We start from the raw sequence: 17,203 nt of genomic DNA, 5'->3' as shown, positions 1-17,203 counted from the left end.
AGCAGCCACGTCCGTACGACAGCAGACACCCCCGGGGAGACACACGCATGGCATCCGGCCTTCCTTCCGCCATGGACCGACCGCACTTCATCGGCATCGGCGGCGCCGGAATGTCGGGCATCGCGAAGATCCTCGCCCAGCGCGGCGCCAAGGTCGCCGGCAGTGATGCCCGGGAGTCCGCCACCGCCGAGGCGCTGCGCGCCCAGGGGGCCACGGTCCACATCGGGCACGCCGCCGGGCACCTCGCGGACGACGCCTCCTGCGTGGTCGTCTCCAGCGCCATCCGGGCGGACAATCCCGAGCTGGCCCGCGCCGCCGAGCTGGGCATCCCGGTCGTCCACCGGTCCGACGCGCTGGCCTCCCTGATGGGCGGGCTGCGCCCCATCGCCGTGGCCGGTACGCACGGCAAGACGACCACCACCTCGATGCTGGCCGTGTCGCTCGCCGCGCTGGGCCTCGACCCGTCGTACGCCATCGGTGGCGACCTCGACGCGCCGGGCTCCAACGCCCACCACGGTCACGGTGAGATCTTCGTCGCCGAGGCCGACGAGAGCGACCGCAGCTTCCACAAGTACGCGCCCGAGGTCGCCATCGTCCTCAACGCCGAGCTGGACCACCACGCCAACTACGCCTCGATGGACGAGATCTACGACTCCTTCGAGACCTTCGTCGGCCGGATCGTCCCCGGCGGCACGCTCGTCGTCGCCGCGGACCAGGCCGGCGCCGCCGAGCTCACCTCCCGGGTCCGTGACCTGTCGACGATCAAGGTGGTGACGTACGGGGAGTCGGAGTCGGCGGACGTACGCGTCCACAAGGTCACCCCGCGCGGCCTCACCAGCGAGGTGACGGTCCTGCTCGACGGCAAGTTCCTCACCTTCACCGTCTCCGTCCCCGGCCGCCACTACGCGCACAACGCGGTGGCCGCGCTCGCCGCCGGTGTCGCCCTCGGCATCCCGGCCCACAACCTCGCCTCCGCGCTCGGCAAGTACACCGGGGTCAAGCGCCGCCTCCAGCTCAAGGGCGAGGCGAACGGCGTCCAGGTCATCGACTCGTACGCCCACCACCCCACCGAGATGGCGGCCGACCTGGAGGCGATCCGCGGCGCCGCCGAGGGCGCGCGCATCCTGGTCGTCTTCCAGCCCCACCTCTTCTCCCGGACGCAGGAGCTGGGCACCGAGATGGGCCAGGCACTGGCGGCAGCCGACTCCTCGGTGGTCCTCGACATCTACCCGGCCCGCGAGGACCCGATCCCCGGCATCACCAGCGCGCTCATCATCGACGCGGCGAAGGGGGCGGGCGCCGAGGTGACGGCCGCGCACGACAAGGCGGCGGCCCCCGGGATCATCGCGGGAATGGCGAAGCCGGGCGATCTCGTTCTCACCATGGGGGCGGGCGATGTCACCGACCTCGGTCCCGAGATCCTCAAGGCAATCGGCCTCGCCCACCCGTCGAACTGAGGAGACGCCATGGCGTACGAAGTGGAGAAGCCGGACGAGCAGTGGCGCGAGGAGCTGTCCGCGGCGGAGTACGCGGTCCTGCGCCAGGCCGGCACCGAGCCCGCCTTCGTCGGTGAGTACACGGACACCAAGACGGCCGGTGTGTACTCCTGCCGGGCCTGCGGGGCCGAGCTGTTCCGCTCCGACACGAAGTTCGCGTCGCACTGCGGCTGGCCGTCGTTCTACGACCCGAAGGACACGGACGCGGTCGAGCTGATCGAGGACCGCTCGCACGGCATGCGCCGCACGGAGGTGCGGTGCGCGACCTGCGGCTCGCATCTGGGCCATGTCTTCGAGGGCGAGGGCTACCCCACCCCGACCGACCAGCGGTACTGCATCAACTCGATCTCGCTGCGGCTGACCCCGGCCGAAGACTGATTCCCCTATGCTGCCGACTTGTGCCGGTGGGCTCCATACATCCCGCCGCCGGGCAGCGAAAGAGGACGTCATTGACCTCGCGGTACCTCAGTAATCCAGGGGAGCCCGTCTACGACGTGGTCGAACGCATACATGTCGATGCCGACGAGACCCGAGCGGTACGTGGCGCGACCGATCTTCCCGATCTGTTCACCGCCATCTACCGCACCAACCGCTGGGGTTCGGCCGAAACGCGGTCCGGGCCGGGGTCCGAGCTGCTGCGGATGCAGCGCGTCATCTCCCGACTGAACGCGCTGATCCGCGAGTTGGGGGTCCGGTCGGTCCTCGACGCGCCGTGCGGGGACTTCAACTGGATGCGGTACGTCGACCTCGACGGCGTCAGCTACACGGGGGGTGACATCGTCGAGGAACTGATCGAGAGCAACCGGGTGCGCCACCAGGCCCCCGGCCGGTCCTTCCAGCTGCTCGACTTCACCGCCGAGCAGGTGCCCCGGGTCGATCTCATCCTGTGCCGGGACGCGCTGGTGCACTTCTCCTACCAGCATGTGGTGGACGCGCTGACCCGGTTCAGGCAGAGCGGTTCGCGGTATCTGCTCACCACGTCCTTCGCACAGACCCAGACCAACACCGACATCGTCACGGGATGGTGGCGGCCGATCAACCTGCGGCTGGCCCCGTTCGGGCTGCCCGAGCCGCTGCGGGTGCTGAACGACGAGGAGTCCGACGACTTCTACGACGACAAGGTGCTGGCGCTGTGGGACCTGCGCCAGATCCCGGCCCGCTTCGCCTACGAGCCCGCGGAAGTGGTCGGTTCAGGCGCCTGAGCCGGCCGCCCGCGACCGGGCCACCTCGCGCAGCGCCTGCGCCGCCGCGTGCGTGCGGGGGTGGTGCTCGCCGAGTACCTCCTCGCAAGCCGTGTGCACCTCGGTGAACTCCTCCTCCGCTTCGGCCAGCCGGCCCTGGTCCATGAGGAGGCCGGCGAGGTTGTGGCGGGTGGCGAGCGTACCGGGGTGGCGGGCGCCGACGGTGTCGGTGCAGTCCGCGATGACGGTGCGGTACTCGGTTTCCGCCTGGCCGGTGCGGCCGCGGAGGTGCAGGACGCGGGCCGCGCCGTGGCGAGCGGAGAGGGTGAGCAGGTGCTGTTCGCCGAGGACTGTGCAGCGGGCCTCGTACACTTCGCGGAACTCCCCCTCGGCCTGGAGCAGTTGGCCCTGGTCCATGAGGAGGTCGGCGAGGTTGTGGCGGACCGCGAGGGTACCGGGGTGGCGGGGACCGAGAGTGCCGGTGCAGTCGGTGAGGACGGTGCGGTACTCGGTTTCCGCCTGGCCGGTGCGGCCGCGCAGATGCAGGACGCGGGCCACGCCGTGCCGTACGGAGAGGGTGAGCAGGTGCTGTTCGCCGAGGACGGTACGGCGGGCCTGGTACACCGCCCGGAACTCCGCCTCGGCGTCCTCCAGCCGGCCGCGTTCCTTGAGGAGGTCGGCAAGGTTGTGACGGACCATCAGGGTGTGCGGGTGCATGTCGCCGAGCAGTCTGCGGCGGACCTCGAACACCTCGCGGAACTCCAGCTCCGCGTCGCCGGGCCAGCCCCGGTCGCGTAACACCGTCGCCAGTCCGTGCCGGGCCGCCACCGTGGCCGGATGGTCCTCGCCGTGAATGTCGCGGCACAGCCGCAGCACCGTCCGGAACTCGGCTTCCGCCTCCGCCAGCAGGCCCCGGTCGCGCAGGACGTCCGCGAGGTCGTGGCGGACCGCCAGGGTGTCCGGATGGGCCGTGCCCAGCAGTTGCGCGCACATCTCGTGAGTTTCCCGCAGCTCCTGCTCGGCCTGCCGGAACATGCCGCGCTCGTGCAGCACCTGGGCCACGTCGTGCCGGGTGGTCAGGGTGTCGGGGTGGCCGTCGCCGAGCGCCTGGCGGTAGGCGTCGAGCACCAGCCGGTACTCCTGCTCCGCCTCCGCCAGCAGCCCGCGCTGCTGGGACATGCGGGCGACGCCCTTGCGGGCCGCGAGGGTCTGCGGGGAGCGTTCGCCGAGCAGGGTGCGTCGGGTGGCGTACACCGTGCGGAACTCCGCCTCCGCCTCCGCGGTGCGGCCGCGGTCGTCCAGGAGTACCGCCAGGGCGTGCCGCGCGTCGGCGGTCTCGCCGGCGCCGTCGCCGTAGAGCGCGCGGGTGTCGTCCAGGATCGTACGGAGCAGGGTCTCCGCGGCGGCGAGGCGGCCGCGTAACTGGAGCAGGTGGGCGGCGGCGGAGCGGACGTCCAGCGCTTCGGGGTCCAGCGGGCCGCAGGCGGCGGCAACGGGCTCGCACGCGTCGAGCACCGCCTCGGCGCGGTCCAGCCAGCCCACCCGGAACAGGTGACGGGCCCCGGCCGCGGCTGCGCGCAGTGCCTTGGAGACCAGCTCGGGATCCGCCTCGTACGGGTCGTCGATCATGGCCAGCGGGGCGTCGCAGTGCGGCAGCAGCAGCCGCCAGCGCGGCCAGTCCCGCGGGTCGTCCACGCTCAGGTCCGCGACGGCCGCGGCGACCAGGTCGGCGACCGCCGACGCGTACTCCTCCCGGTGCTCGGCGAGGTCCCGCTGACGCCGGCCCGCGTCGCGTACCAGCGGATGCAGCAGCAGGGTGCGTACGGACTGGCCGCCGGCGACGGTGTGCGGCGTGTCCAGTTCGATCAGGCCGAAGTCGGCGAGGGAGGTCAGCGCGGTGAACAGCTGGTGGGGCGTGAGACCGGGCAGCAGGAAGGAGTCCGCCAGGCGGTCGGGGCGCAGCAGGCCGACGAGCGGCACGGGCGCCTCGCCCAGGCAGCACAGCAGCCGCATCAGCGGACGGGCCTGGGTGATGCCGCGGCGCTCCAGCAGGTCCAGCGAGAGCTCCCAGGTACGGCTCACCGGTACGGCCCCGGCGGGCGGGGCGTGGCCGCCGGGCGGGTCCTCGTCGAGGAGCTCGGTGAAACGGTCGTCCAGGGCCGCCCGGTAGTCGGCGTAGGTACGGATGGCGCTGGTCCCCGGCCAGTCGGGGAACGCGGAGGCGGCCGAGAGGTGGGCGCCCGCGATGCGCAGCGCCAGCGGCAGGCAGCCGAGCCTGCGCGCGAGGAGCAGCGCGTCCGCGCGCGGACCGGCCCGTTCACCGGCGATGTCCCGCAGGACGTCGGTGGCGTCGGCCTCCTCCAGAGCGTCCACCGGGTGCAGTGTCGCCCAGGGGCCCCAGGTGACCGGGCTGCCGTCGCGGCTGGTGAGCAGGACCAGGCCGGGGAGCTCGGCAGCCGGCCGGATCCAGCCGGTGCCCTCGGCCAGCCGGCCGTGCGGGGCGAGGTGTTCGGGCTCGTCGGCGTTGTCGACGACCAGCAGCCAGGGGCGGGCGGCGTCGCACAGCCGCCGCCACAGCAGGTCGGTGGCGCTCGAACGGCCGGACCAGGCACGGTCGATGAGGTCCACGGGTGTCCCGAGGGCGGCGACCACCTCGCGCATGCCGACGCTCAGCACGGCCTCGTCCGCGGCCGACACCCACCACACGTCGACGCCGGTCGCGGCGGCGTACGCGGCGATCTCCAGGGCCACCGTGGTCTTCCCGCTGCCGCCCATGCCGTGCAGCACATGGACCCCGGAGGTGGGCTTGCCGACCAGCTGCTTGAGGGTGTCGAGAAGCGGCTCACGGCCGCGTACCCGCCGGTCGAGGCGGCCCAGCGGCGGGGAGACGGTCAGCGCGCCGGACGGAGTGCCGGCGGAGGGCGGCTGACCGGCGGCGCCGCCGAGCTCGAAACGCGCGCCGGGGCCGTCGGCGTGGATGGTCTGGTGCACCACGGTCAGCTGCGCCACCGGCAGCATTCCGTGGAACTCCTCCACGAACGCGCCGAGTTGGGAGGCGAGGGCCGGATTCTCGGCCAGCAGCGCGGCCAGCTGGGAGCGCCACTGGTCCTGCTGTTCGCGTATGACGAGGGCCTGCCGGTCGGCGGGCGCCGCGTCGATGACTCCGCGGGTGCGTTCCAGCTCCTCCACGATCGCGCCGCCCCTGCGGCCGAAGATCCGCGCGATCCGGTGGCGGGCGGCGGACCAGGCGTCCGTGGTCATCAGGGCCACCATGGTGCCTGCCGCGGTGGCGGCGGTCTGGGTGAAGAGCTCTGCCCCGAACATCGAGTTCCCCCTGTCGGCACACAACTGAACCGTTCTGTCCGAACCTCCGGGTCAGGATCTCACGCCGGTCCACGGACGTCAGGGGGCCGTCGCGCCGACAACGCGAAAGCCCTCGGGGGCACGAGACGGATCTCGTGCCCCCGAGGGCTCTTCACAGGGTGAGTGACGGGACTTGAACCCGCGGCCACCTGGACCACAACCAGGTGCTCTACCAGCTGAGCTACACCCACCAAGACGGGCGCCGAGGCGCCCGTTCATGTGCACGTACAGCATAGCGGATGAGGTGAGGGGCTCGTGGACGACCCGGTAGCGGCCGCGTCCGGGCTCCGGCAGGATGGGGGCGTCGAGAAGGAGGCTTCCATGACCGGCACGCCCGTACCCTTCACCGCCGCCGACTACCGGGTCCGGATGGACCGGGCGGCGCGGGCCGCCGCCGACGCCGGGCTCGCCGGGCTGCTCATCGCGCCGGGGCCGGATCTCGTTCATCTCACCGGCTACCGGCCGCCCGCCGCCACCGAACGCCTGACCCTTCTGGTGCTGGCGGCCGGCCGGGAACCCGTCCTGGTGGTGCCGGCGCTGGAGGCCCCGGACGCGGAGCGCGCCGCCGGAGCCGCCGCGCTCACGCTGCGTGACTGGACCGACGGCAAGGACCCGTACGGCGTGACGGCGCCGCTGCTGGACGCCGGGGGCCGGTTCGGGATCAGCGACAACGCCTGGGCCCTGCATCTGCTCGGCCTGCAGAAGGAGCTGCCGGGCCTGTCGTACGTCTCGCTGACCGAGGCCCTGCCCATGCTGCGCGCGGTGAAGGACGCGCACGAACTCGCCCGGCTGGAGGCGGCCGGCGCGGCGGCCGACGCCGTGTACGAGCGGATCTTGAAGGTCCGCTTCTCCGGGCGGCGGGAGACCGAGGTGGCGGCCGATCTCGCCGCGCTGCTGAGGGAGTCCGGGCATTCCCAGGTGGACTTCACGGTCGTCGGCTCCGGCCCGAACGGCGCCAACCCGCACCACGAGGCCGGCGAGCGTGTCATCGGCGACGGTGACATGGTCGTCCTCGACTTCGGTGGCCTCATGCACGGCTACGGCTCCGACATCTCCCGTACGGTGCATGTCGGCGCCCCGGGCGCGGAGGAACAGCGCGTCCACAACGTCGTACGGGCGGCGCAGCAGGCGGCGTTCGAGGCGGTCCGGCCGGGGATCGCCTGCCAGGAGGTGGACCGGGTGGCGCGGGCGGTCATCACGGCGGCGGGGTACGGAGAGCGGTTCATCCACCGCACCGGGCACGGGATCGGGGTGACCACCCACGAGCCCCCGTACATGATCGAGGGCGAGGAGCAGCCGCTGGTGCCCGGGATGTGCTTCTCGATCGAGCCCGGCGTCTATCTGCCGGGCCGCTTCGGGGTGCGGATCGAGGACATCGTGACGGTCACCGAACAAGGCGGCCGCCGCTTCAACACCGCCGCACGCGAGCTGGCGCTGGTGGACTAGGTGTATTGACCCGCAGTGTTGTTGACACGGCTGATGGGTGGGTGTCCGCCCAGTGCGGTGTGACAGCGGTGGTGGTTGTAGGTGTGGAGGAAGTCTGCCAGGGCCGCGGTCCGCTCGTCGTTTGAGGTGTAAGGCCGCAGGTAGGCCCATTCGTCGAGCAGGGTGCGGTTGAAGCGTTCGACCTTGCCGTTGGTCTGCGGCCGGTAAGCACGGGTGAGTTTGCCGGCCGCGCCGAGGTCGGCCAGGACGGCCTTCCAGGCCAGGCCCTTGCGGTAGGCCCATGCGTTGTCGGTGAGGACCCGCTCAATGCGGGTGATGCCCTGGCTGTGGAAGAACGCGGCTGCGCGGGTGAGGAAGCCCGCGCAGGTCGCGGCCTTCTCGTCGGGGTGGATCTCGCTGTAGGCGAGGCGGGAGTAGTCGTCGACGGCGGAGTGGACGTAGTCGAAGCCCATGGCGGAGCGGGTGGCCCGGCCGGCCTGACGGCCCAGGACCTTGTGGCCGCCGCCATCGGGAATCCGCCCGAGCTTCTTGACGTCGATGTGGACCAGTTCGCCGGGGCGGTCGCGTTCGTAGCGGCGGATCACGGTGCCGGTGGGCCTGTCGAGCCAGGCAAGCCGGTGCAGGCCATGCCGGGTGAGTATCCGGTGCGTGGTCGAGGCGGGAAGGCCCAGGATGGGGCCGATCCGGGCCGGGCCCAGCTTCCGTGCCGTCCTTAGCTCGCAGACCTGGGCCTCGATGGCGGGCGGGGTTCGGTGCGGCGTCGTGCGGGGCTTGCTGGGGCGGTCGAGCAGTCCCGGCTCGCCTTCGGACCGCCACCGGCGGATCCATTTGTGGGCCGCTGGCCCGGGAGACGCCCATCTCGGCGGCCACGTGGGCGACCGGCCTGCCGGAACCGACACGTTCGACCAGGATCCGTCTGCCGTGAACGGTCAGCCGGGCGTTACGGTGGGACACGAAGACCTCCGTGCGGTGAGTTCCTAGACAGCTCCCACCACACCGGAGGTCTTCGCCATGTTCAAGACCTACCGAGTGTCAACAACGCTCGTGATCAATACAACTAGGGCCTGTCCGGCGGATCTTGGCCGGGGCCACGACGTCTGGCACGGCACCTCGCCGCGTTGCCGAAATGCCCGAATAGCTCCGCTATTAGGGCACTCCGGCGCCTTGCGATGCACCGCACCAGACGCCGCGTCCTATCCGGCCCTGATCCGCCGGACAGGCCCTGGGGGGTGCCCGGTCTCATCGGCCGGACACCCCCTGGTCACGCCGGGCCGAGGACCACGCACGACTCGCCCGGCAGGTGCAGCAGCCCGTCCGGGCCGGGCGGCCGCACCGGCTCCCACGCCGCCAGGACCTGGGTGCCGTTGCCGCCGAGCGGGATCTCGGCCGGCTCCTTGCCGAGGTTGACGGCGATACGCAGGTCACCGCGCCGGAAGGTCAGCCACCGGGCCTGTTCGTCGTACGCGACGCGCACCGCCGCCAGATCCGGGTCGCCGAGATCCGGCTGACCGCGGCGCAGCGCGATCAGCGCCCGGTGCCAGGCGAGCAGCCGGGCGTGCTCGGGGTGCGCGGGCTCCGCCCAGTCCAGGCACGACCGGTCGCGGGTGGCCGGATCCTGCGGATCCGGGATCTCCTCCGCCGCCCAGCCGTGCGCGGCGAACTCCCGCCGCCTGCCGCGCCGTACCGCGTCGGCGAGTTCCGGATCGGTGTGGTCGGTGAAGAACTGCCAGGGCGTACGGGCCCCCCACTCCTCGCCCATGAAGAGCATGGGCACGAACGGGCCGGTCAGCACCACGGCGGCCGCGCACGCCAGCAGCCCGGGGGACACGGTCGCGGAGAGGCGGTCGCCGAGCGCGCGGTTGCCTACCTGGTCGTGCGTCTGCGCGTAGCCGAGGAAGCGGTGGGCGGGCGTACGGACCCGGTTGACGGGCCGGCCGTGCGTCCGGCCCCGGAACGCGGAGTGCGTACCGTCGTGGAAGAAGACGTGCGTGAGGGTCTTGGCGAGGCCGGCCAGCGGTGCGCGGGCGAAGTCCGCGTAGTAGCCCTGCGCCTCGCCGGTGAGTGCGGTGTGCAGGGCGTGGTGGAAGTCGTCGTTCCACTGGGCGTGCAGGCCGAGGCCCCCGGTTTCCCGGGGCGTCGTCGTACGGGGATCGCACAGGTCGGACTCGGCGATCAGGAACAGCGGCCGTCCCTGCTCGGCCGCCAGCGCGTCCACGGCCGCGGACAGCTCCTCCAGGAACGTCAGCGCGCGGGTGTCGGCGAGCGCGTGCACCGCGTCCAGCCGCAGCCCGTCGACGCGGTAGTCGCGCAGCCAGGCCAGCGCGCTGCCGGTCAGATACGCCCGCACCTCGTCGGAGCCCGGGGCGTCCAGGTTCACCGCCGAGCCCCACGGGGTGTGGTGCGTGTCGGTGAAGTACGGCCCGAAGGCGGGGAGATGGTTGCCGGACGGGCCGAGATGGTTGTGGACGACGTCGAGGACGACCCCGAGCCCGTGGGCGTGTGCCTTGTCGACAAAGCGCTTGAGTCCCTCGGGACCGCCGTACGGCTCGTGCACCGCCCACGGCGACACCCCCTCGTACCCCCATCCGTGCGTACCGGGGAAGGGGCAGACCGGCATCAGCTCCACATGGGTGACCCCCAGCTCCACCAGGTGGCCCAGGCGCGCGGCGGCGGCGTCGAAGGTGCCCTCCGGGGTGTACGTGCCGATGTGCAGCTCGTACAGCACCGCGGCCGCGAGCCGGCGGCCGGGCTGCGCGCCCGCCCAGGCGAACCGGTCGTGCTCGACGACCGCGCTCGCGCCGTCCGGCCCGTCCGGCTGGCGCCTGGAGCGCGGGTCCGGCAGCAGCGGGCCGTCGTCGAGCAGGAAGCCGTAGCGGTCACCGTCGGCCGCCCGCGCCTCGGCCGTCCACCACCCGGCGCGTTCCGGATCGCGCTCCATCGGATGAGCGGCGCCCTCCACCTGGAGCGTGACCCGGTCTGCCTCTGGTGCCCACACCTCGAACTGCACGTACGGATCCCCTCGTCGCCGACACGTGACCACCATGGTGCGTCAGATGCAGTGGATTCGCTCCTGAATCACCGGATATCCCGCCCTGGCGAAGACGGCATGCATGGATTCGGCCGGCAGGTCGCCGTGCCAACGTCGGCGCAGGTCAGCTCCGCCGGGGGGAGCGGTCCTTCTGGACACTCCGGCCCCGCGGCCCGACAATCACCTCTGTGACGTCCTCCTACGAGTTCCACACGTACCCGGCACGGCTCTCGGACCACGAGCGGGACCGGGTACTGGGCGTGCTCAGGGAGGGCGCGGCGCAGGGGAAGCTGTCGCACGACACGTTCATCCGGCGCATGGAACTCGCCCTCGTCGCCCGCCGGCCCGATGAACTGGCCGCGCTCACCGCCGATCTGCAGACCGAAGGCCCGTGGGCGCGGCGGCTGTACGGCTGGGTCGGCTCGGCCTCGGCGTTCTCCGAACGGCTGCGCAGGGCCTGGCTCGCCGAGCGGCTGCCCAAGCTGCTCTTCCCGCAGCCCACCGCGTACCCGCTGCGGATCGGCCGCGACCCGGCCAGCGGGCTGCGGCTCAGCCACGACACCGTCTCGCGGGTGCACGCCGAACTGAGCCTGCAGGGCGGGCTGTGGGTGCTGCGGGACCTGGGCTCGACGAACGGCACCACCGTCAACGGCCGCCGGGTGACGGGCGCGGCGGTGGTCCGGGACGGCGATCTGGTGAGCTTCGGGCGGATGGCGTTCCGCCTCGCGTCGCGCTGACCGCCGTCCCCAGGACACGGCCTACAGCCGCCTGAGCAGCGCCACCGGCCGCTCCGCGAACAGTCCGGCCGACGCGGTCGCCCCGCCCTCCCACTCCCGTCCCGGGGCGAGCAGATCGGCCCACCGGCCGGCCGGAAGCTCCAGTACGGTGTCGCGCCAGCCGCCCGCCTCCGCCAGCCGCAGCGAGAGCCGGGTGACGGCCGTGACCACCTCGCCCGAGCGGCAGAAGGCCACGCAGTGGTCCGCCGCCGGCCCGTGCGCGGTCAGCGGCGTGTACGTCGACGAGTCGCCGAACAGCTCCGGGTGGCGGCGGCGCAGCCGCAGCGCGGTGGCCGTGAGCGCCGGCTTCTCGTCGGAGAGGTCCAGCTGCTCCGGAAGGGGATCGGGGAAGTCCACCGGGCGGCGGTTGTCCGGGTCGACCAGCGCGAGGAACTCCCGCTCGCTGCCCTGGTACAGGTCGGGCACCCCCGGCATGGTCAGGTGCAGCAGCGTCGCGCCGAGCACGTTGGCCCGTACGTACGGATCCAGCTCAGCCGCGAACCGGGCGACCGATGCGCCCGGCGGACCGGCCGGGCCCGCCTCGACGAACGCCGCGACCGCCCGCTCGTAGTCCGGGTCCGCCTCGGTCCAGCTGGTGTGCAGCGCCGCCTCCCGGGCGGCTTTCAGTAGCGCCCCCACCAGCCGGTCCCGGTCCGGCGAGCCGAATCCGACCGCGGTCTGCCAGGCCACCCAGGCCAGCTGCGGATCGGGCGCGCGGCCGCCGTCCAGGCGCGCCGCCTCCTCGGTGACCCCGGCCAGGAACTCGCCCCAGCGGTCCGGGCATTCGGACAGGACGGCGATCCGCGCCCGGACATCGGCGCTGCGCTTGGTGTCGTGCGTGGACAGGACGGTCCCGGTGGCCGGCCAGTCGCGGGCGAGGTGGGCGCAGAAGGCGTGGAACTCCCCGGGCGTCACCGCCGGATGCCCGGGCTCGCCGCCCACCTCGGTGGCCGAGACCAGCGGGGTGTAGCGGTAGAACGCCGTGTCCTCCAGGGATTTGGCGCGCAGCGCCGAGGAGGTCTGGGCGAACCGCGCACAGAAGGCGGTGTGGTCGGGGCCGGTGCCCAGCCTGCCGAGCGCCAGGTCCCGTACGACATCGACCGCGTCGGCCTCCTCGGGCACCGGGAACGCCTCGCGCGCCCGGCGGGCGGCCTCCTCGCTCACCGCGGCCTCGGCCTGGCCGGAGGCGGGGGAGCGGCCGGAGGCAGTCGCGTACGGGCGGTAGACCGGCACCCGGACGAGCAGCTCGCGGACGGCGGTGCGCAAGGCCCAGGGCGCGTGGTCGCGCAGCTCCGGACCGGCCGCGCAGATCCGGGCGGCGGTCCGGGTGAGGAAGCCGACCTCGGCGGCCAGTTCATGCGTCACCACGTGGTACGCGGCCCGACGGGCGGTCGCCTCCCAGTGCCCGCCGCGGTCGTCGTCCGGGGCCGCGAACTCGCGGAAGCGGCCGAGGAGTCCGGCGAGACCCTCGGGGTCGGTGAACAGCCCGTCGACACGGCGCAGCGCGTCGTAGCCGGTGGTTCCGGCGACCGGCCAGCCGACCGGCAGCCGTTCGGGCCCGCTGAGGATCTTCTCGACGACCGTCCAGCGGCCGCCGGTCTCCTCGCTCAGCCTGCGCAGATACGCCGGCGGGTCGGCCAGCCCGTCCGGGTGGTCGATGCGCAGGCCCTCGGCCACGCCGTCCGCCAGCAGTTCGAGGATCTTGGCGTGGGTCGACCGGAACACCGCCGGATCCTCCACCCGCACCCCGATGAGGTCCGAAATGGTGAAGAACCGCCGGTAGTTGAGTTCGGTTCTGGCCAGCCGCCACCAGGCGAGCCGGTACCACTGGGCGTCGAGCAGCTCCGGAAGGGGCAGCTGCGCGGTGCCCTCACGCAGCGGGAACTCGTGGTCCGCGTACCGCAGCACGTCGCCGTCGACGCGCAGCTTGTCCAGCTCGTCGCCGACGCGTGCGGCCAGCACGGGCAGCAGGACCTGGCCGCCGCCGGCGTCCCAGTCGATGTCGAACCAGTCGGCATACGGGGAGTGCGGGCCCTCCCGCAGCACCTCCCACAGCGGCCGGTTCAGCCGCTCGGGCACGGGGACGGCCATGTGGTTGGGCACGATGTCCAGGACCAGGCCGAGTCCGTGGGAGCGGGCCGTGCGCGCGAGCGCGCGCAGCCCCTCCTCGCCGCCCAGCTCCTGGCGGACGCGGGTGTGATCGACGACGTCGTAGCCGTGCGAAGAGCCGGGTACGGCCTCCAGCACCGGGGACAGATGCAGGTGCGAGACGCCGAGCGAGGCCAGGTACGGCACCGCCTTCGCGGCGGCGGAGAACGGGAACTCGGGCTGGAGCTGCAGCCGGTACGTGGCGGTGGGTGTCATGCGAACGTACGTACCCGGCTGGGCGGCTTCTGTGTCATCACCTCATGCATCCATTTGGGCGCGGCGCGTTAACTTCGGCTGATGGCCGCAGCGATTGACACCTACCGCAAGGTGATTGCCCTGACCGGACCACTCCTCCCCGTGGTCTCCTTCCTGGGCAGGCTCCCCACCGCGATGTGTCAGTTCGGCAGCGTGCTGCTGGTCGCCGAGACCAGTGGCTCGCTCGCCACGGCCGGGGCGGTCGGCGGCTCGCTCGCCGCCGGCCAGGTGGTGTGCGGGCCGCTGCTCGGGCGGCTCGCGGACCGCCGCGGGCAGCGGCCCGTCGTCCTGGTCGCCTCCTGGCTCAACGCCGTGGCCGTCGCCGCGCTGGTCGCCGGGGCGCTGGCCGGGCTGGGCACGGTCGCCCTCGCGTGTCTCGGCGCGCTGGCCGGCGCGACCGTACCGCTGATCGGGCCGCTGGCGCGGGCCCGGCTGGTGGCGCTTGCCCGCCGGGGCGGGCACGACGACCGCGTGGTGAACAACGCCCTCTCGCTCGAGGGCACCCTGGACGAGGTCTCCTTCGTCCTCGGCCCGGCCCTCGTCGGCATCGCGGCCGTGGCGGCCCATCCCGCCGTGGCGCTGGGCGGGGCGGCGGCACTGATCGCGGTGTTCGGTACCTGGTTCGCGCTGCACCCGACCGCGCGGGCGCTGCCCCCCGCCGCTGGGGCCGCGGTACGTCCGGCCGCCGCCCGGGCCGTGCACCCGCAGACCGTCCCGGACGGCGCGCGGCGCCGGACCCGGCCCTCGGGCCCCTCGGGCGTGGTGTACGCGCTGTGCGCCGCCCTGGCCCTCCAGGGCGCGATGTTCGGTGCGAGCCAGGCCGGCATCGCCGCACTCACCGAACGGCTGGGCCGGCCGGAACAGGCGGGACTCGTCTATGCCGCCATGGGTGTGATGAGCGCCGTCGTGGGCCTGGCGATGGGCGCGCTGCCGGCCAGGATCGGCCTGCGGCTGCGCTGGCGCACCGCGACGGCGGCCGCGCTGCTGTTCTCGCTCCCGCTGCTCGCCGCCGACAGCCTCTGGGCGCTGTACGCGGTGGTCGTCGTGCTCGGTGCCGCGTACGCCCCGCACCTGATCACGGCGTTCGCGCTGATCGAGCGCGCGGTGGACCCGGCCCGGCTCTCCGAGGCGATGGCCTTCGCGTCGAGCGCCATCGTCGGCGGCATGGCGCTGGCCGTGGCGTTCTCCGGCCGGCTGGCCGAGCAGCACGGGCCGGCCGGAGCGTTCCTGGTCGCCGTCGGGGCGGCGGCGCTGTGCCTGTGCCTGGCCCTGTTCACCCCGGTACGGCCGGCCCGTGCGACGTACGGGCCGGCCGAGACCCCGGGACGCGCTGTTAGCCCGGCCGCTGCAACACGGTCAGACTCCGTCCCACCAGGGTGACCCGCTCGCCGGCCGCGACCTTGGGCCCCGTACCGGGCGGCACCCCGTCCGGCCGGGCGGTGTCGACCACCACCTCCCACTCCCTGCCGTGATTGACCGGCACCGCGAAGTCGATGGGGTCGGCGCCGGCGTTGAACATCAGCAGGAACGAGTCGTCCGTGATCCGCTCACCCCGGGCGCCCGGCTCGGAGATCGCCTGGCCGTTGAGGAAGACGGACAGCGCCTTGGCGTGCTGGGCCTGCCAGTCGCGCTGCTTCATCTCCTCCCCCTCCGGGGTGAACCAGGCGATGTCGGACAGCTCGTCGTGCGTGCCCTCCACCGGGCGGCCGTGGAAGAACCGGCGGCGCCGGAAGACCGGATGGTCCCGCCGCAGCCCCACCATCGCCCGGGTGAAGGCCAGCAGCGCGCCGGGCTCCTCGCCCTCCTCGGGCCACTGCACCCAGGCCATCTCGTTGTCCTGGCAGTACGCGTTGTTGTTGCCGCCCTGGGTGCGGGCGAACTCGTCGCCGTGGCTGAGCATCGGCACGCCCTGCGACAGCATCAGCGTCGCAATGAAGTTCCGCATCTGGCGGGCCCGGAGTTCCAGCACCTCCGGGTCGTCGGTCGGCCCCTCGGCCCCGCAGTTCCAGGACCGGTTGTGGCTCTCACCGTCCCGGTTGCCCTCCCGGTTGGCCTCGTTGTGCTTCTCGTTGTACGAGACCAGGTCGTGGAGGGTGAAGCCGTCGTGGCAGGTGGTGAAGTTGATGGACGCCAGGGGCCGCCGTCCGTCGTCCTGGTAGAGGTCGGAGGACCCGGTCAGCCGCCCCGCGAACTCCGCGAGCGTGCGCGGCTCGCCCCGCCAGAGGTCCCGTACGGTGTCCCGGTACTTGCCGTTCCACTCGGTCCACAGCGGCGGGAAGTTGCCGACCTGGTAGCCGCCCTCACCGACGTCCCACGGCTCGGCGATCAGTTTCACCTGGCTGACCACGGGGTCCTGCTGCACCAGGTCGAAGAACGAGGACAGCCGGTCCACCTCGTGGAACTGCCGGGCCAGGGTGGCGGCCAGGTCGAAGCGGAAGCCGTCCACATGCATCTCGGTGACCCAGTAGCGCAGCGAGTCCATGATCAGCTGGAGGACGTGCGGGCTGCGCATCAGCAGCGAGTTCCCGGTGCCCGTGGTGTCCGTGTAGTACCGGGGATCGTTGCCGAGCCGGTAGTACGAGGCGTTGTCCAGGCCGCGGAAGGACAGCGTGGGGCCGAGGTGGTTGCCCTCCGCGGTGTGGTTGTAGACCACGTCGAGGATGACCTCGATGCCCGCCTCGTGCAGGGCCCGGACGGCCGACTTGAACTCCAGCACCTGCTGGCCGCGGTCACCCCAGGACGCGTAGGAGTTGTGCGGGGCGAAGAAGCCGATGGTGTTGTAGCCCCAGTAGTTACTGAGCCCGTCGTCGGCCAGCCGGTGGTCGTTGATGAACTGGTGCACCGGCATCAGTTCCAGCGCCGTGACCCCCAGTTCGGTCAGGTGCTCGATCACCGCCGGGTGCGCGAGCGCCGCGTACGTGCCGCGCAGCTCCTCGGGGAGCGCCGGATGCAGCATGGTCAGGCCCTTGACATGGGCCTCGTAGAGCACGGTGTGGTGGTACTCGGTCCGCGGCGGCCGGTCGTTGCCCCAGTCGAAGTACGGATTGACCACGACCGAGCTCATCATGTGCGGAGCCGAGTCCATGTCGTTGCGGGAGTCGGGTTTGCCGAAGTGGTAGCCGTAGACGGACTCGTTCCAGTCCACCCGCCCACTGATCGCACGTGCGTACGGATCGAGCAGCAGCTTCGCCGAGTTGCAGCGATGCCCGTTGCCCGGCTCGTACGGGCCGTGCACCCGGAAGCCGTACCGCTGGCCGGGCATGATGCCCGGCAGATAGGCATGCCGGACGAACGCGTCCGTCTCGCGCAGCTCCACCGCCGTTTCCGATCCGTCGTCGTGCAGCAGGCACAACTCGATCCGTCGGGCGGCCTCGGAGAAGACCGCGAAGTTGGTGCCGGCGCCGTCGTACGTGGCGCCGAGGGGATACGCCTGTCCCGGCCAGACCTGCATAGATAGGACTCTTCCATTCCTGATCCGGGTGCGGGGGGTCTCTTCGCTCAGATCTTCCC

Annotated in this window: 10 protein-coding genes, 1 tRNA gene and 1 pseudogene; 6 read left to right on the top strand and 6 right to left on the bottom strand. The window is 72.5% G+C overall.

The features are described from left to right. Nucleotides 1-47 precede the first annotated feature (47 nt). From murC to ACWV17_RS02820, 3 genes are all read left to right on the top strand, one after another. The gene (murC, locus tag ACWV17_RS02830) at nucleotides 48-1,457 is read left to right on the top strand and encodes a UDP-N-acetylmuramate--L-alanine ligase (RefSeq protein WP_455358328.1); all 1,410 of its coding nucleotides are present in this window, start codon (nucleotides 48-50) and stop codon (nucleotides 1,455-1,457) included. Nucleotides 1,458-1,466: 9 nt separating this feature from the next. Next, on the top strand, nucleotides 1,467-1,874 hold the full coding sequence (gene msrB, locus ACWV17_RS02825; protein ID WP_455358327.1) for a peptide-methionine (R)-S-oxide reductase MsrB: 408 nt from the start codon (nucleotides 1,467-1,469) through the stop codon (nucleotides 1,872-1,874). Between the two features lie 116 nt (nucleotides 1,875-1,990). Continuing rightward, complete coding sequence (locus ACWV17_RS02820) at nucleotides 1,991-2,698, top strand: class I SAM-dependent methyltransferase (RefSeq protein WP_455358326.1); 708 nt, start codon at nucleotides 1,991-1,993, stop codon at nucleotides 2,696-2,698. Here ACWV17_RS02820 and ACWV17_RS02815 read toward each other — a convergent pair. Together ACWV17_RS02815 and ACWV17_RS02810 are read right to left on the bottom strand one after the other, a co-directional pair. Next, the gene (locus ACWV17_RS02815; protein ID WP_455358325.1) at nucleotides 2,687-6,001 is read right to left on the bottom strand and encodes a tetratricopeptide repeat protein; all 3,315 of its coding nucleotides are present in this window, start codon (nucleotides 5,999-6,001) and stop codon (nucleotides 2,687-2,689) included. The genes ACWV17_RS02820 and ACWV17_RS02815 overlap by 12 nt on opposite strands. A 157-nt stretch (nucleotides 6,002-6,158) precedes the next feature. Further along, nucleotides 6,159-6,231 (bottom strand) — tRNA-His (locus ACWV17_RS02810). Between the two features lie 130 nt (nucleotides 6,232-6,361). Between ACWV17_RS02810 and ACWV17_RS02805 the strand changes: the two genes are divergently transcribed. Next, entirely contained in the window at nucleotides 6,362-7,486 is a 1,125-nt protein-coding gene (locus tag ACWV17_RS02805) for a M24 family metallopeptidase (RefSeq protein WP_455358324.1), read from the top strand. Here the strand turns inward: ACWV17_RS02805 and ACWV17_RS02800 are convergent. Both ACWV17_RS02800 and treZ read right to left on the bottom strand, forming a co-directional pair. Beyond that, nucleotides 7,483-8,440: pseudogene (locus ACWV17_RS02800) on the bottom strand (IS481 family transposase). The gene ACWV17_RS02805 and the pseudogene ACWV17_RS02800 overlap by 4 nt on opposite strands. Nucleotides 8,441-8,747: 307 nt before the next feature. Then, on the bottom strand, nucleotides 8,748-10,493 hold the full coding sequence (gene treZ / locus ACWV17_RS02795) for a malto-oligosyltrehalose trehalohydrolase (RefSeq protein ID WP_455358323.1): 1,746 nt from the start codon (nucleotides 10,491-10,493) through the stop codon (nucleotides 8,748-8,750). Nucleotides 10,494-10,702: 209 nt separating this feature from the next. Here treZ and ACWV17_RS02790 point away from each other — a divergent pair, with 209 nt between their 5' ends. Next, nucleotides 10,703-11,251, top strand: coding sequence for an FHA domain-containing protein (locus ACWV17_RS02790; RefSeq protein WP_455358322.1), 549 nt, complete (start codon nucleotides 10,703-10,705; stop codon nucleotides 11,249-11,251). Nucleotides 11,252-11,272: 21 nt separating this feature from the next. Here the strand turns inward: ACWV17_RS02790 and treY are convergent, their stop codons facing one another. Next, nucleotides 11,273-13,654 carry a malto-oligosyltrehalose synthase gene (gene treY, locus ACWV17_RS02785; RefSeq protein ID WP_455358321.1) on the bottom strand — a complete coding sequence of 794 codons (2,382 nt, stop codon included), beginning with the start codon at nucleotides 13,652-13,654 and terminating at the stop codon, nucleotides 11,273-11,275. A gap of 81 nt (nucleotides 13,655-13,735) precedes the next feature. Here treY and ACWV17_RS02780 point away from each other — a divergent pair, with 81 nt between their 5' ends. Continuing rightward, nucleotides 13,736-15,073 carry an MFS transporter gene (locus tag ACWV17_RS02780; protein WP_455358320.1) on the top strand — a complete coding sequence of 446 codons (1,338 nt, stop codon included), beginning with the start codon at nucleotides 13,736-13,738 and terminating at the stop codon, nucleotides 15,071-15,073. Here the strand turns inward: ACWV17_RS02780 and glgX are convergent. Then, nucleotides 15,027-17,144 carry a glycogen debranching protein GlgX gene (gene glgX / locus ACWV17_RS02775; protein WP_455358319.1) on the bottom strand — a complete coding sequence of 706 codons (2,118 nt, stop codon included), beginning with the start codon at nucleotides 17,142-17,144 and terminating at the stop codon, nucleotides 15,027-15,029. The genes ACWV17_RS02780 and glgX overlap by 47 nt on opposite strands. Nucleotides 17,145-17,203: the final 59 nt, after the last annotated feature.

It is taken from the genome of Streptomyces mabaensis (assembly GCF_053763515.1).
Note: the sequence above shows the minus strand (reverse complement) of the source record. Positions and strands in the feature narration are given on the sequence as shown.

Excerpts from the sequence above, each read along its gene's own strand:
- msrB (WP_455358327.1), top strand. The coding sequence starts at position 1,467 with ATGGCGTACGAAGTGGAGAAGCCGGACGAGCAGTGGCGCGAGGAGCTG.
- glgX (WP_455358319.1), bottom strand. The coding sequence starts at position 17,144 with ATGCAGGTCTGGCCGGGACAGGCGTATCCCCTCGGCGCCACGTACGAC.
- ACWV17_RS02780 (WP_455358320.1), top strand. The coding sequence starts at position 13,736 with ATGGCCGCAGCGATTGACACCTACCGCAAGGTGATTGCCCTGACCGGA.
- ACWV17_RS02805 (WP_455358324.1), top strand. The coding sequence starts at position 6,362 with ATGACCGGCACGCCCGTACCCTTCACCGCCGCCGACTACCGGGTCCGG.
- treY (WP_455358321.1), bottom strand. The coding sequence starts at position 13,654 with ATGACACCCACCGCCACGTACCGGCTGCAGCTCCAGCCCGAGTTCCCG.
- murC (WP_455358328.1), top strand. The coding sequence starts at position 48 with ATGGCATCCGGCCTTCCTTCCGCCATGGACCGACCGCACTTCATCGGC.
- ACWV17_RS02815 (WP_455358325.1), bottom strand. The coding sequence starts at position 6,001 with ATGTTCGGGGCAGAGCTCTTCACCCAGACCGCCGCCACCGCGGCAGGC.